The organism is Acinetobacter sp. UBA801, assembly GCA_002296655.1.
Classification (GTDB): domain Bacteria; phylum Pseudomonadota; class Gammaproteobacteria; order Pseudomonadales; family Moraxellaceae; genus Acinetobacter.
Map to the genome: position 1 here is coordinate 20082 of DBIN01000018.1, position 14668 is coordinate 34749.

11 protein-coding genes, 1 pseudogene and 1 riboswitch are annotated in these 14668 nt (G+C 43.1%); of the genes and pseudogenes, 11 read left to right on the plus strand and 1 reads right to left on the minus strand.

The genetic code is table 11. The annotated features are described in order from the left end of the window. The first annotated feature begins 44 nt into the window (after positions 1–44). The 3 genes from ftsA to lpxC all read left to right on the plus strand — a co-directional run bounded on the left by ftsA (position 45) and on the right by lpxC (position 3676). Complete coding sequence (gene ftsA, locus B2W49_RS02820; RefSeq protein ID WP_291334268.1) at positions 45–1307, plus strand: cell division protein FtsA; 1263 nt, start codon at positions 45–47, stop codon at positions 1305–1307. 160 nt (positions 1308–1467) lie between these two features. After that, entirely contained in the window at positions 1468–2649 is a 1182-nt protein-coding gene (ftsZ, locus tag B2W49_RS02825) for a cell division protein FtsZ (RefSeq protein ID WP_291334269.1), read from the plus strand. Between the two features lie 124 nt (positions 2650–2773). Further along, on the plus strand, positions 2774–3676 hold the full coding sequence (gene lpxC / locus B2W49_RS02830; RefSeq protein WP_291334270.1) for a UDP-3-O-acyl-N-acetylglucosamine deacetylase: 903 nt from the start codon (positions 2774–2776) through the stop codon (positions 3674–3676). A gap of 97 nt (positions 3677–3773) precedes the next feature. On the opposite strand, the gene B2W49_RS02835 is transcribed toward lpxC, so the two are convergent. Then, positions 3774–4214, minus strand: a complete 441-nt coding sequence (locus tag B2W49_RS02835; RefSeq protein ID WP_291334271.1) for a DciA family protein — start codon at positions 4212–4214, stop codon at positions 3774–3776. Between the two features lie 106 nt (positions 4215–4320). Between B2W49_RS02835 and B2W49_RS02840 the strand changes: the two genes are divergently transcribed. From B2W49_RS02840 to glmM, 8 genes and pseudogenes are all read left to right on the plus strand, one after another. Further along, on the plus strand, positions 4321–5004 hold the full coding sequence (locus tag B2W49_RS02840; protein WP_291334272.1) for a M23 family metallopeptidase: 684 nt from the start codon (positions 4321–4323) through the stop codon (positions 5002–5004). Positions 5005–5368: 364 nt separating this feature from the next. After that, positions 5369–8071 carry a pyruvate dehydrogenase (acetyl-transferring), homodimeric type gene (aceE, locus tag B2W49_RS02845; RefSeq protein WP_291334273.1) on the plus strand — a complete coding sequence of 901 codons (2703 nt, stop codon included), beginning with the start codon at positions 5369–5371 and terminating at the stop codon, positions 8069–8071. Between the two features lie 2 nt (positions 8072–8073). Beyond that, positions 8074–10059, plus strand: coding sequence for a 2-oxo acid dehydrogenase subunit E2 (locus B2W49_RS02850; RefSeq protein WP_291334274.1), 1986 nt, complete (start codon positions 8074–8076; stop codon positions 10057–10059). Between the two features lie 98 nt (positions 10060–10157). Next, positions 10158–10318: riboswitch (yybP-ykoY riboswitch) on the plus strand. Positions 10319–10389: 71 nt separating this feature from the next. Continuing rightward, on the plus strand, positions 10390–10965 hold the full coding sequence (locus B2W49_RS02855) for a TMEM165/GDT1 family protein (protein ID WP_291334275.1): 576 nt from the start codon (positions 10390–10392) through the stop codon (positions 10963–10965). Positions 10966–11148: 183 nt separating this feature from the next. Continuing rightward, positions 11149–11946, plus strand: coding sequence for an MBL fold metallo-hydrolase (locus tag B2W49_RS02860; RefSeq protein WP_291334279.1), 798 nt, complete (start codon positions 11149–11151; stop codon positions 11944–11946). A gap of 106 nt (positions 11947–12052) precedes the next feature. Then, positions 12053–12418: a YkgJ family cysteine cluster protein gene (locus B2W49_RS02865; RefSeq protein ID WP_291334276.1), complete on the plus strand. Its 366-nt coding sequence runs from the start codon at positions 12053–12055 to the stop codon at positions 12416–12418. 327 nt (positions 12419–12745) lie between these two features. After that, the gene (guaB, locus tag B2W49_RS02870; RefSeq protein ID WP_291334277.1) at positions 12746–14212 is read left to right on the plus strand and encodes an IMP dehydrogenase; all 1467 of its coding nucleotides are present in this window, start codon (positions 12746–12748) and stop codon (positions 14210–14212) included. Positions 14213–14332: 120 nt separating this feature from the next. Continuing rightward, positions 14333–14668: pseudogene (gene glmM, locus B2W49_RS02875) on the plus strand (phosphoglucosamine mutase); the annotation flags it as partial.

A 14668-nucleotide genomic window follows, 5' to 3' on the forward strand; every position in this document is an offset into this window, starting at 1 on the left:
GCATTAAGCCATAAATTAAACATACTGGTAATGGTAGTGAATAAATGAATGAAGCTGTTCCCTCGGTTGTTGCGATTGACATTGGGACGCACAAAGTTTCAGTTTTGATTGCTAAGGTCCATGCGCCAGACAATATCCAAGTTATTGGTATGGCCACCGCACGTAATCGAGGCATGAGTAAAGGAAAAATTGTCAGTCTCGATAAAGTGATTACTGCAATTAAAAATGCCGTGCAAGAAGCGGAAGATATGGCGGAATGCCGTGTGCATTCAGCATGGGTTTCTATTCCTAGTGCAGAGCTCAAAAGCTTCTATGCTTCAGGTCGCACACCTATTGAAAGTAGTGATCACACCATTACCACCAGTGAAGTGGTGCGCGCACTGGACTTGGCTAAAGCCAGTCACCTCACTTCAGACCATTATTTGGTGAGTGCTGTACCACTCGGTTTTGATTTAGATGATTCGGGTGAATGGGTACAAAACCCAATTCGGATGTCGGCACATAGCATGACGGGGCATTATCAATTGATGATGTTGCCGATTAGCACCATGCAAAATTTAGACCGTGCTTTAAAAGGTGCCAATATTGGCGTTGAAAAAATGGTGGTGTCGAATTTAGCCACTGCAGAAGCCAGTCTGCTCAAAGATGAAAAAGAATACGGTGTGTGTCTGGTAGATATTGGCGCAGGCACGACCAGTATTGCGGTTTATTTAGATGGACGTTTGGCCTTAGCACACACTTTGCAGCGTGGTGGTGAGCATGTTACCCGTGATATTGCAGCAGTGTTACAAACCACAACCGAAGAAGCTGAACGGATTAAGCTATTGTATGGCTGTGTAGATATGAAAGTGGTCAAACCTGATCACATGATTCAAATTCAAGGCATTGATGGGCCACAAACCATTAGCCGCATTGAATTGGCGGAAATTATTATTGCGCGTTATGAAGAAATTTTCGCACAAATTCGTCAGGAACTCGAAAAAAGCGGTGCCATTCATGGTTTGTATCATGGTGTGGTTTTGGCGGGCGATGCCTCACAAATTGAAGGTATGATCAGCTTGGTACGTCGTATGTTGGGTGTTTCGGCGCACTTGGGGAATCATCCTTCACAAGTTTATGCCGAAGAACCGCATCAGGCTGCCTTACGCCGTTCACAATATGCAACGGCTTCAGGCTTATTGCTTTATAGTCAAAACTATACTCAAGACACGATTTTAGAACATGAAGACCCTGAAACCTTATCGGTTTGGGGGCGTGTCGGACGGGCATGGTCAGGCTTGAACGAAAAGTTAAAATCTATTTTTTAGTTGAGTTTTTTTGGGAATATTGTTAGGAAGTTGTACGGATCATCGCTGGTACTTGACAAGCCAGAAGTTGAACAGCATTCTTAAAAATAATTTTTATGAAGATCAAGGCAGTATACGGGCTTAAGTGACTGCCAATAACATATTAGGAAATCTAAAGGTCATGGCCTCATTTGAATTTATAGATGATCAAACCGATAGCAACGGTCAAGCCCGTTTCACTGTGTTTGGTGTTGGTGGTGCAGGCGGTAACGCTGTGCAACACATGCTTGAGTCAGATATTCAGGGTGTAAAATTTGTTTGTGCCAATACGGACAAACAAGCACTGGATCGCATGAATTCGCAATTCAAAATCCAGCTAGGTGAGCAAAGCACACGTGGTTTAGGCGCGGGCGGTGATCCTCAAGTGGGTCAAACTGCAGCAGAAGAAAGCCGTGAGTTAATTTGTCAGCAACTTGAAGGCACAGACATGGTGTTTGTGACTGCGGGGATGGGTGGTGGCACAGGTACAGGTGCTGCGCCAGTGGTGGCTGAAATTGCCAAAGAAATGGGTATTTTGACTGTTGGTGTGGTGACTACGCCATTTAACTTTGAAGGTAAGCGTCGCTTACTTTCTGCGGAAAAAGGGATTGCGGCATTAGAGCAGCATGTAGACTCTTTAATCATTATTCCAAACCAGCGGTTAATGAAAGTTTACCGCGATATTTCTATGAAAGATGCGTATAAAAAAGCCGATGACGTTTTGTTGAACGGTGTACGCAGTATTTTTGATTTGGTGGTACGTCCGGGTCACATCAACCTAGACTTTGCTGACTTGAAAACGGCAATGAGCACGCGTGGTTATGCGATGATGGGTGTCGGTTCAGGTCGTGGTGAAAACCGTGCACGTCAAGCGGCTGAACAAGCCATTCGCAGCCCATTGCTCGATAGCGTGACCATTGCAAATGCCAAAGGCTTGTTGATTAACGTAACGGGTGGTGATGATGTGACCTTTGGTGAGATTGATGAGATTATGGAGGTAATTCATCAACTTTCAGATACCGAACAAACCCAAGTATTCTACGGTACCGTATTTGACCCTGAAGCGCGTGACGAAATCAGTGTGACTGTTATTGCTACAGGTTTGGCGCGTAACACAGGCGATACACCAGAGCCTGCTAAACGCACTGTGACACAAACAACTTCTGCAGCACCAACAGCGGCAGTGGAAGAAGATGATGTTCCTGCAATTCAGCGTCAGCAATCAGAAACTGCACCTGCAATTAGTGCGACAACAACATCAAGCTCTGCGCGTCCAACGCCGATGAGTATTCAAGACTATTTGAAAAATCAGCAGCGTAAATAAGCCAAGATACTCAATTTGATTGTGTGATCGGAAAAAGGCAGTTTTAAACTGCCTTTTTTGTTTTTTATCAATGGCTGAATATGCTAACGTATAGCGGTTTTTAAAATTTAGATGAATTGAGAACATGCTGAAACAACGTACCCTGCAACGTGTCGTCAAGGCGAGCGGTATTGGTCTGCACAGTGGTCAAAAAGTATTGATCAACTTTGTGCCGCATCATGTCGATGGGGGAATTGTGTTTCGTCGTATCGATTTAAATCCGCCTGTTGATATTCCAGCCGATGCCATGCTGATTCAAGAAGCATTTATGTGCTCGAATTTGGTTCAGGATGATGCCAAAGTTGGCACCATCGAGCATGTCATGAGTGCAATAGCAGGTTTAGGCATTGATAACTTGATTATTGAAGTGTCTGCCTCTGAAGTGCCTATTATGGATGGCAGTGCGGGGCCTTTTATTTATTTGTTGATGCAGGGCGGTTTAAAAGAACAGGAGGCTCCTAAAAAGTTCATCAAAATTTTAAAACCTGTAGAAGCATTAATTGATGATAAGCGCGCGATGTTCAGTCCGCATGAAGGTTTTCAGCTCAATTTTACTATCGACTTTGATCATCCTGCCTTTAAGAAAGAATATCAGTCTGCCACCATCGACTTTTCTACAGAAACCTTTGTCTATGAAGTGAGTGGCGCACGTACTTTTGGCTTTATGAAAGATTTGGACTATTTAAAAGCCAACAATTTGGCTTTGGGTGCGAGTTTAGATAATGCTATTGGGGTAGATGATACAGGCGTGGTCAATGAGGAAGGTTTGCGCTTCTCTGACGAGTTTGTGCGCCATAAAATTTTAGACGCTGTGGGGGATTTATACTTGCTTGGACATCAAATTATTGGCAAGTTTGATGGTTACAAGTCAGGACATGCCTTAAATAATCAGTTATTACACAATGTTCAGAGTGATCCAAGTAGTTATGAAATTGTAACATTTGATGACATAAATTCTTGCCCGATCACTTATGTGCATGTGACATAAGTCTTTGTCTTTTATTAATACGTTATAATGTAACAATAAAAATGTGCGAATTTCATCACAAAATTGAGCAGAGTTTTTTGGAGTTTTCTGCAAACAATTATTTTTTTTTGCTTGCCAAACGTAACAAAGCTTGGCTAAGCTTAGGGTCGCTCACAAAGTCAGCAGCACCTCGTAACATATCTTGAGTTTCTGGACTAAGTGTTCTTAAAGGCTTTTCGCATTTTGGGGGCGTTTGAGATTCAACTCTTAAACGAACTTGGATTTTTTGTAAGTCTTTAAGCTCATGCAGTTGTGACAATTGAGTAATGTATTGCTTTTGCAAATAAGCAAGTTGACTCACCATCGCCTGATTGGTTCCGGTAATGGTTAAGACACCTTGTTGATAACAAACCACCTGCCATTGCTCTGGTTGCGGCAGTAAAGGTTGAATAAGTTTGCCAAGTTTCTGCCATGCGGCAACTTGGTTTGATAGAAACGTTAGGTTTCCTGTTTTTATGTGTTTTCTTGTTTGTTGAAAGAGATTCACAGGTTCGGACATACATCATTCCTTCATGGTTATGCCCTAATCTTATGCCTTCCTTTCAGTAGATATCAAGGAAGAGATCACAAGGAACTTCAAGTAAGAACAGTTAAGAGGTTTTTTTATGCATTCGCGCCGTATTTTATTAGCGTTTTCACTGGCAGCTTCGGCAGCATCTGTCGCATTTGCTGATTTAGTTGAGTTAGATTCTCAAAGTTCATCAACTGACCGTATTGAGCAATTAACCCGTACCTTGTCACAGGGTTCTTATACAGAAATACAAGATATTGACATTCCTGCACAAACGCAGATGACAGTTAAATTGCGTGAAAAAACTACAGAATTAAATAACGCCTCTTTAGCCCAAAAATATGGTTCTAATACCAGTACCCGTTTTGCTTCTTCAAATCCTTATTCGTGGTTAGTATCACATCCTTTACCGAATGCACGCGTTAGCTCGACCTATGGCGGTCGTGTCATGAGTGGTCGTGCTGAAAACCACTCAGGTTTAGACCTTGCTGCACCAAGTGGTACACCAATTTATGCGACTGGTCCAGGTATTGTAACCAAGTCAGGTTGGGGCACAGGTTATGGTCAATATGTAGAAATTAACCATGGTAATGGTTATATCACGCGTTACGCACACGCTTCACGTTTAATTGCACGTGTAGGTGACCGCGTCGAAGCAGGTGAACATATTGCTAACGTGGGTTGTACAGGTCGTTGTACAGGTCCACACTTACATTATGAAGTCGTGAAAGATGGTCAACGTAAGAACCCATCAACCTATTTAGCAATGTTGCCGTAATGTTTTGGCTAGAAATTTATGTTCTAGCCACATTCACTGTAAAGTACTCACTACAAATTCAAACATGAAATTAAAGCGGGAAATGTCGCTTTTGTTTATACTCAGGTTTTTGCTTTGAGCAAAATTCAGTGAAACTTTTTAGACTTCAACTTATCACTTAAAAAAATAATAACACGCAGTATATGCTGTATTGTATAAAAAACCGCCTAAATTGGCGGTTTTTTGTTATTTGCTGTAAGGGAATGTCAATTACTATTTATTTTCTAAATAGTATGTAGGATACGCATTTAAGATTAGCCATAACTACTAAAGTCTAAATTATGATACATATAAAGCATACGATTAGGCTTAGGAATAGTGAATTATGGCGTTTTATGGTGATACGGACTCACAAGAAACCCAAGAATGGCAAGATGCCTTTGATGCTGTGTTACAACATATGGGTACTGAACGGGCAGCATTTTTACTCGAAAAACTGTACCAACGTGCAATTGCAAAACATGTACCCATTCAGCGATTAAATACTCCCTACCTCAATACTATTTCAGTGGAAGAACAACCTGCCATGCCTGGCGATCCGGATATGGAGCGCCGTATTCGTGCCTTGATTCGCTGGAATGCGTTGGCAATGGTATTGCGTGCCAATAAAACAGGTGATGATTTAGGTGGTCACCTTGCAAGTTTTGCATCTTCAGCAACATTGTATGATGTTGGTTTTAATCATTTTTTTCGTGCCAATAGTGATCACTTTGGTGGTGACATGATCTACTATCAGGGTCATTGTGCACCAGGTATTTATGCCCGTTCATATTTAGAAGGGCGTTTAACTGAAGATCAATTGAATAATTTCCGCCGCGAAGTGGGCGGTAACGGTTTACCTAGCTATCCACATCCTTATTTAATGCCTGACTATTGGCAGTTCCCAACAGTATCAATGGGTCTGGGTCCAATCATGTCAATTTATCAGGCGCATATTCAAAAATATTTAATGAACCGCGGTTTGATTAAAGAAGAAGATCGTAAAGTCTGGGCATTTCTGGGCGATGGAGAAATGGATGAGCCAGAAAGTCTGGGGGCGATTTCACTCGCAGGTCGTGAAAAGCTAGATAACCTGATTTGGGTGGTCAACTGTAACTTACAGCGTTTAGATGGGCCTGTACGTGGTAACGGTAAAATCATTCAAGAACTTGAATCATTATTCCGTGGTGCAGGTTGGCGCGTGATTAAAGTAGTTTGGGGGCGTCATTGGGATGCTTTATTGGACAAAGATGATACAGGTGCATTAAAAGCCATCATGGAAGAAGCGGTCGATGGTGATTATCAGCGTTTACAAGTGAAAGGCGGTGCATACGCCCGTGAGAAATTCTTTGGTAAATATCCTGAAGCCAAAGAATTGATCAAAGATTTAAGCGATGAAGATATTGATAACCTGAACCGTGGTGGTCACGATCCGTATAAAGTGTTTGCGGCGTATGCTGAAGCATGTAAGGCCAAAGGTCAGCCAACGGTCATTTTAGCCAAAACGGTCAAAGGTTATGGTTTGTCGGATGAAATTGAAGCGGTGAACAAAACCCACCAAATCAAAAAAATGCAGTTGGATTCTTTAAAATATGTGCGTGACCGCTTTAACTTGCCATTCAGCGATGAGCAACTTGAAGAAGTGCCATTCTATCGTCCAAGTGAAAACTCGCCTGAATTAAAATATATGAAAGCGCGTCGTGAAGCGTTGGGCGGTTATTTGCCTGCGCGCCGTAAAGACAGCGAAGCTTTACAAATTCCTGAATTATCAGTTTTCGATTCAGTTTTGGCGGGTTCAGGTGGCAAAGAACAATCGACCACGATGGTGATGGTGCGTTTGATTTCAGCCTTGCTCAAAGAAAAAGCCATTAAAGACCGTGTGGTACCGATTGTACCTGATGAAGCACGTACTTTCGGTTTAGAAGGCATGTTCCGTCAATTGGGTATTTATGCCGCGCATGGGCAAAAATACACCCCAGAAGACCAAGAACAGTTGATGCATTATCGTGAAGCCAAAGACGGTCACATGCTGCAAGAGGGCATTAATGAAGCAGGTGCAATGAGTGCTTGGGCAGCTTTGGGTACCAGTTATTCAACCAATAACTTACCAATGATTCCAATGTACATGTACTACTCCATGTTTGGTTTTCAGCGTATTGGCGATATCGCATGGGCAGCAGGTGATGCACAGGCGCAAGGTTTCTTGTTGGGTGCCACTGCAGGACGTACCACACTCAATGGTGAAGGTTTACAACACCAAGATGGTCACTCGCATATTTTAGCCAATACCATTCCAAACTGTGTGTCCTATGACCCATGTTTTGGTTATGAGCTTGCCGTGATTGTGCATGATGGTTTACAGCGCATGTATGTCAATCAGGAGCGCGTGTTCTATTACCTCACTGTCATGAATGAAAACTACGAGCATCCTGAAATGCCGCAAGGTGTGGAAGAAGGCATTAAGCGCGGTATGTATTTACTGCAGGAAGATGAAAAAGCCACGGTTCAATTGTTGGGTTCAGGTGTAATTCTGCGTGAAGTCATTAAAGCGGCGAAAATTTTGCGTGAAGAGTATCAAATTCACTCGAATGTCTACAGTGTGACCAGTTTCAACGAATTGGCGCGTGATGGTATGGCGTGTGAAGAGTACAACCGTTTGCATCCATTGGCCGAAGAAAGCAAAGAGCCTTGGGTTTCACAACAGTTACGTGGCAAAGACGGCATTGTAGTGTCTGCAACCGATCACATGCGCGCCTATAGCGAGCAAATTCGCGGTTACTTGCCAGACAACCGTCCATTTGTTGCCTTAGGTACCGATGGTTATGGTCGTTCCGATACCCGCGGTAACTTGCGTAGCTACTTTGGGGTCGATGCTGCACACATTGTGGTAGCAACCTTGAAAAAACTGGCTGATGAAGGCGAAGTCGATGCACGCTTAGTCAAAGATGCAATCTCGACATTTGAGTTAGATACAGATCGTCCTGTCGCGTGGGCACCGCAAGCGGTTCCTGAAGTACAAGCGGTTGCTGACTACAAAGAGGAGCACTGATCATGCAAATTCAAACGCCTGATATTGGTGTCGATAAAGCCACTGTTGCAGATATTCTTGTCAAAGTTGGCGACACGATTGCAGTTGATGACAGCATTGTCCTATTGGAATCAGACAAAGCTTCTGTTGAAGTACCAAGCACCGCTGCAGGAGTAGTGAAAAGCATTTTGGTACAACAAGGCGATGAAGTGACTGAAGGTGCAGTACTGATTGAGTTAGAAACTGAAGTTCAATCTGCAGCTGTTACAGAAGTTGCTGCACCGCAAATCGAAGTAGATGCTGCACCAAAGCAAGATGCTGAACCAGTAGTTGCTGCTGCGCCAAGCTCAGTTGTATCAAACACTGCACAAGAAGTAGATGTAAAAGTACCTGACATTGGCGTGGAAAAAGCTGTTGTTGGGGAAATTCTAGTAAAAGTCGGCGATGTGATTGATGTTGATCAAAGCCTTATTGTAGTAGAGTCGGACAAAGCCACAGTAGAAGTGCCTAGTACGGTGTCGGGTACAGTCACTGCCATCCAAATCAATACGGGAGATACCGTAAAAGAAGGTGTGGTGATTCTGAAAGTGAAAACTGCCACATCTAGCGCAGTCACACAGATGGAAACACCTCAATCAGTACCAGTAGAAGAGGCTGTCGCACCAGTGAGTGCAGCAACAAGTGCATCGGCACCACAAACTACAGCATCAGCTCAGGTTGAAGTTGCAGTACCTGATTTAGGGGTCGATAAAGCCACAGTGGCAGAAATTTTAGTACAAGTAGGCGATACAGTTGCCGCTGACCAAAGTTTGATTGTGGTGGAATCAGACAAAGCCACAGTTGAAGTGCCAAGTACTACTGCAGGCGTGATTCAAGCCATCCACGTGGAATTAGGACAAAGTGTTGCGCAGGGCAATGCCTTAGTGACAATAGTGACTGCAGATGCAGCTGCACCAACAGCAGTTTCGGCAGCCCAAGTTGCCTCTGCACCAAGTGCATCGGCAGCAGTCAGCGCTGCATCTACAGCACAAACCACGACAGTTGCAGCAAATGCGTATACGAATGTAGACAAACTGAGCAAGGCACAACATGAAGCCAATGCAAAAGTGTATGCAGGTCCTGCTGTGCGTAAACTGGCACGTGAGTTAGGTGTCGTTTTAGCCGATGTAAAGGCTACTGGCCCACATGCACGTGTACTCAAAGAAGACTTGAAGGCTTATGTTAAAGCGCGTCTTACTGCGCCGCAGACTGCTCCTGTGGCTGCTACAACGCAGCAAGTTACAGGTTTGCCAAAGCTGCCTGACTTTAGTGCATTTGGTGGTGTTGAAGAAAAAGGTTTGACGCGTTTACAACAAGTGTCAATTCCGCAATTGTCCCTGAACAATTACATTCCACAAGTCACGCAATTTGATTTGGCCGATATTACTGAGCTAGAAGCATGGCGTGGTGAATTAAAAGCCAACTTCAAAAAAGAAGGTGTCAGCCTGACCATTTTGGCGTTCATTGCTAAAGCTGTGGCGCATTTGCTGAAAGATGAGCCGTATTTTGCTGCACATTTGGCAGACGATCAAAAATCGGTACTGTTACGTAAAGAAATCCACATGGGCATAGCCGTAGCAACCCCTGATGGTTTAACCGTGCCTGTGCTACGCAATCCAGATCAGAAATCGATTAAACAAATTGCGATTGAACTGGGCGAGCTCAGCCAAAAAGCGCGTGATAAAAAGTTGTCGCCTAAAGATTTACAAGGCGCAAACTTTACCATCACCAGTTTAGGTTCGATTGGCGGTACGGCATTTACGCCATTGGTGAACTGGCCGCAGGTTGCGATTTTGGGTATTTCACCTGCCACCATGCAGCCTGTCTGGAATGGTGAAAGTTTTGATCCGCGCTTGATGTTGCCGTTGTCATTGTCGTATGACCATCGGGTGATTAATGGCGCAGATGCAGCACGTTTTACCCATAAACTGACCCAATTATTGGCTGATATTCGTAGCTTACTGCTCTAAATTCAGAAAAGCTTTACAAAACCCTGCTGCGGCAGGGTTTTTTGTCAGTGCCGTTACTCGGCTAAATTTGCTTAAGCGCAGTATTCCGTTTAGAATAGCTTTACTTCATTGGGGAGTAGCCGCTTTTTACTGATTTCTGTTTAAACTAGATTAAGTAAAAAGGTGATGGTCAACATATTTGTTCCACAGAACATGGTCATCATAGCAAAGAACCAAGTCAGCTTTTTCAAGCTTTCTTTTGTTGGCAAGACCTTTGATTTATCACTCTGCAGATTTTGGCTAGCAGGAGGGATAGGTCATTGGTATGTGTGCTAGCCAGAGAAAAACATCATGTATGAATTCCTCATCTCGACTGCCATTGTCGCTTTAGCCGAAATGGGTGATAAAACCCAATTACTGGCTTTATTACTCGCGGCACGTTTTCGTAAACCCGCGCCAATCTTAGTTGCTATTTTACTGGCAACACTCATTAATCACGGACTTTCTGCAGTTTTGGGGCAGTGGATTACCACGGTACTTAGCCCAGAAATTTTATTGTGGATTTTATCTTTAGGTTTTATTGGCATGGCGATTTGGATGCTTATTCCAGACCAATTGGATGATGGAACTGAAAGCATCAACAAGTGGCAAAAATACGGGGTGTTTGGCGCGACCTTTGTGTTGTTTTTTTTGGCAGAAATTGGTGATAAAACTCAAATTGCCACCGTGGCTTTAGCGGCGCGTTATGACAGCGTGTTTTGGGTCATGCTTGGAACCACTTTGGGAATGATGCTGGCCAATGCACCTGCGGTATTTATTGGTAATAAATTAGCGACCCGATTGCCAATTGCTTTAATCCATAAAATCGGTGCCTTGATCTTCTTGATTATTGGTGTGTCGACTTTGGCGCAACATTATTTATTCTAAACTATTCATTAAAATGCATAAATCCCGAGTGAGTTGCTTGGGATTTATTTATGTGCGTCGTGCTGCAATTTACTGATATTTCAGATAATCCAAGCTATTTTATTTATTGTAACTTCGCATAAATAGCTATATGTTATTCAGTCATAGAAATGTATTTTTTAAATGAAAAATTGGGGTTTGGTTATGGCATTTGACCGTACAACATCGCAGGTCTTATTTGATAATGGGACACATAAATGTATTAGTTTTACCAGTTTGGTCAAAGGTGAAGGTATTCAGGCCAACCAATTTCTGATTATTGATAATAACCGTGCTGCAGTGCTAGACCCGGGTGGCGACCTGACCTATGTGCCACTGACCATGGAATTAAACAAATATACCCGTTTAACCAATCTTGATTATGTCATGGCATCGCACCAAGACCCAGACATCATCACTTCAATGCCGCGTTGGTTGGTCTATACCGAAGCAAAAATCGTAGCATCAAAATTGTGGGCGCGTTTCTTGCCGCACTTAAGCTCATCTTTTATGAGTGATCGTATGAAAGGCAACTGGCTAGATCGTTTGGTGGAACTGCCAGATGAAGGTCAAGCGATTTCTTTGGGTGAGTCTAAAATTATAGCTGTGCCTGCGCACTTCTTGCACTCTGTCGGTAATTTCCAGTTTTATGATCCTATTGCTAAAATTTTATTTTCTGGCGATATGGGTGCATCGATGGTAGAAGATGCTTCAATTCCATTGACTGATTTTGCTGCGCATATTCCTACTATGAAAGGCTTCCATCAGCGGTATATGTGTTCCAATAAAGTGATTCGCCTATGGGTGAATATGGTGCGCAGCATGGACGTTGAAATGATTGTGCCGCAACACGGTACACCATTTGTGGGTAAAGAACAGGTGAATCAATTCCTAGACTGGATTGAAACATTGGAATGTGGCGTCGATTTGATGGATGAGCACGTGTTTAGCTGCCCCGAATAAGCAACAAAAAAAGCTGAAAAAACTGTAAAAAAAACTTGAGTGCAAAAACAACTTTTTTTAAGATTTTCTCCCAAAAACGATTTTTTTGATGGCGAGAACTTAACGAATGTTGTCTCAAGTACCTACACAGGATGCCTGCTTAAGCTGTGGCGCGTGTTGCGCTTATTTCCGTGTTTCATTTTATTGGGCTGAAGGCATAAATATGCCTGAGCACTACACGGAACCAGTGACAGCAGTGTATTCATGTATGTGCGGGACAAACCAAAGTCAGCCACGTTGTATTGCTTTACAAGGTGAGGTTGGACAGCAAGTGAGCTGCGGGATTTATGAATTGCGCAGCAGCTCTTGCAAAGAAGTACAAATTGCCGATGACCAATGCAACAAAGCCCGCCTTGCACATAATATGATTCCATTTGTGCAGGTCGATCCAGCCATATCTGTGAATGATGATGACTTCGATCAAGTCGTTTAATTGTGAAGTCAGTTGTTGATGGCAATCCAGATTGAAAAAGCAAGGCTGCTGCTTTGCTTTTTTTGTGGCTAATTTGGAATAGATAGCCAAATCATGCTTCAGATTGAAGCGGCTTGATCAGGCTGAAAAATGAAACATCACAATTTTTAAATCTGTGCGGCTAAAAAGTAAACTAGGGGTGAAAACCTCAATTTTTAGATGAAAATTGCCGATTTTTTCATGCAGCATCCCCCAGAAGAGCAGAATAAAAATATTTCTTAGAGAACAAATGAAATTTGTGCCTAGATTTGTTTATAATGGCTCACGGAAATTACCAGTGAGACTGTTATGCTGACCATCGTTCAAGAAGCGTTAACCTTCGATGATGTCTTATTACTCCCTGCCTATTCTACTGTTCTTCCAAAAGATGTCTCCTTAAAGACACGTTTTACGCGCGGCATTGACCTGAATATTCCACTTGTTTCAGCAGCAATGGATACGGTGACTGAATCTCGTATGGCAATTGCGATGGCGCAAAACGGTGGTATTGGTATTTTGCATAAAAACATGGACATCGTTGCGCAAGCAGCCGAAGTGCGCCGTGTGAAAAAATTTGAAGCGGGTATGGTGAAAGACCCGATTACCGTAACGCCTGAAACGACAGTACGTGAATTGATTGCGCTGACCCAAGCCAACAATATTAGCGGTGTACCTGTAGTTAAAAATGGCAAAGTTGTTGGTATTGTGACAGGGCGTGATACACGTTTTGAAACCAACCTTGAACAACCTGTTAGCAACATCATGACAGGTCAAGATCGTTTAGTGACAGTACGCGAAGACGAATCTAAAGAAAATATTCAAGCTTTATTGCAACAGCACCGTATTGAAAAAGTCTTGGTGGTGAATGACCAGCAGGAATTAAAAGGTTTAATTACGGTCACAGACTTCCGTAAAGCAGAATTGTACCCAAATAGCTGTAAAGATGACTTAGGTCGTTTACGTGTGGGTGCTGCCGTGGGTACAGGTGCAGAAACGCCAAGCCGTGTAGAAGCATTAGTTGAAGCAGGTGTCGATGCAATTGTAGTCGATACTGCACATGGGCACTCTGCAGGCGTAATTGAGCGTGTTCGCTGGGTAAAAGCCAACTATCCACAAGTTCAAGTGATTGGCGGTAACATTGCAACTGGCGATGCTGCTTTGGCATTGTTAGATGCAGGTGCAGACGCAGTGAAAGTGGGGATTGGTCCAGGTTCGATTTGTACCACACGTATTGTGGCTGGTATTGGTATGCCACAAATCTCTGCAATTGATTCTGTTGCCAATGCATTGAAAGAACAGATTCCATTAATTGCCGATGGTGGTATTCGCTTCTCTGGTGATATGGCCAAAGCGATTGGTGCAGGTGCAAGTACGATTATGGTCGGTTCATTGCTTGCAGGTACTGAAGAAGCACCGGGCGAAGTTGAATTCTTCCAAGGCCGTTACTATAAAGCTTACCGTGGCATGGGGTCATTGGGTGCAATGGCGGGTGCAACAGGTTCTGCAGACCGTTATTTCCAAGACTCTAAAGCAGGTGCAGAAAAACTTGTACCAGAGGGTATTGAAGGTCGTGTGCCGTATAAAGGTCCAATGGGTAACATCGTGCATCAAATGATGGGCGGTCTGCGTTCATCTATGGGGTATACAGGTTCTTCAACCATTGAAGACCTACGTCAGAATGCAAAATTCGTGAAAATTACTGCAGCAGGTATGCAGGAATCTCACGTACATGATGTGACGATTACTAAAGAAGCGCCGAACTATCGTGTTGGTTAATTTTTAGTATCGTTTTCAAATAAAAGCCGTCATCAATGTGACGGCTTTTTCATTTTTGGTGTAAAGTAACTTGCAGTAAAAAAGTGATGATAAAGATCACCTCTAAGAAGTGAGAACAATATGAGTTATTTTGGTACAGACGGCATTCGAGGGAAGTTCGGAGAGTTACCTATTACACCTGAATTTGCATTAAAACTGGGTTTTGCAGCAGGTAAAGTTTTAAAAAAGCACACCAAAAAAAATAAACCAATCGTGGTATTAGGTAAAGATACACGTCTTTCAGGCTATATTTTAGAAGCAGCGTTACAGGCGGGTTTGAACGCCGCAGGTGTATATGTACACTTGTTGGGCCCATTACCAACCCCAGCCATTGCACACTTGACCCGTGCTTTGCATGCCAGTTTAGGCATTGTGATTTCAGCTTCACATAACCCGTATTTTGATAACGGAATTAAA

What these genes read in the sequence shown, in the direction of transcription:
- B2W49_RS02835 (WP_291334271.1), bottom strand. Translation starts at nt 4,214, where the DNA reads ATGTCCGAACCTGTGAATCTCTTTCAACAAACAAGAAAACACATAAAA.
- B2W49_RS02865 (WP_291334276.1), top strand. Translation starts at nt 12,053, where the DNA reads ATGTTGTCTCAAGTACCTACACAGGATGCCTGCTTAAGCTGTGGCGCG.
- B2W49_RS02855 (WP_291334275.1), top strand. Translation starts at nt 10,390, where the DNA reads ATGTATGAATTCCTCATCTCGACTGCCATTGTCGCTTTAGCCGAAATG.
- ftsA (WP_291334268.1), top strand. Translation starts at nt 45, where the DNA reads ATGAATGAAGCTGTTCCCTCGGTTGTTGCGATTGACATTGGGACGCAC.
- B2W49_RS02840 (WP_291334272.1), top strand. Translation starts at nt 4,321, where the DNA reads ATGCATTCGCGCCGTATTTTATTAGCGTTTTCACTGGCAGCTTCGGCA.
- aceE (WP_291334273.1), top strand. Translation starts at nt 5,369, where the DNA reads ATGGCGTTTTATGGTGATACGGACTCACAAGAAACCCAAGAATGGCAA.
- ftsZ (WP_291334269.1), top strand. Translation starts at nt 1,468, where the DNA reads ATGGCCTCATTTGAATTTATAGATGATCAAACCGATAGCAACGGTCAA.
- guaB (WP_291334277.1), top strand. Translation starts at nt 12,746, where the DNA reads ATGCTGACCATCGTTCAAGAAGCGTTAACCTTCGATGATGTCTTATTA.
- lpxC (WP_291334270.1), top strand. Translation starts at nt 2,774, where the DNA reads ATGCTGAAACAACGTACCCTGCAACGTGTCGTCAAGGCGAGCGGTATT.
- B2W49_RS02860 (WP_291334279.1), top strand. Translation starts at nt 11,149, where the DNA reads ATGGCATTTGACCGTACAACATCGCAGGTCTTATTTGATAATGGGACA.
- B2W49_RS02850 (WP_291334274.1), top strand. Translation starts at nt 8,074, where the DNA reads ATGCAAATTCAAACGCCTGATATTGGTGTCGATAAAGCCACTGTTGCA.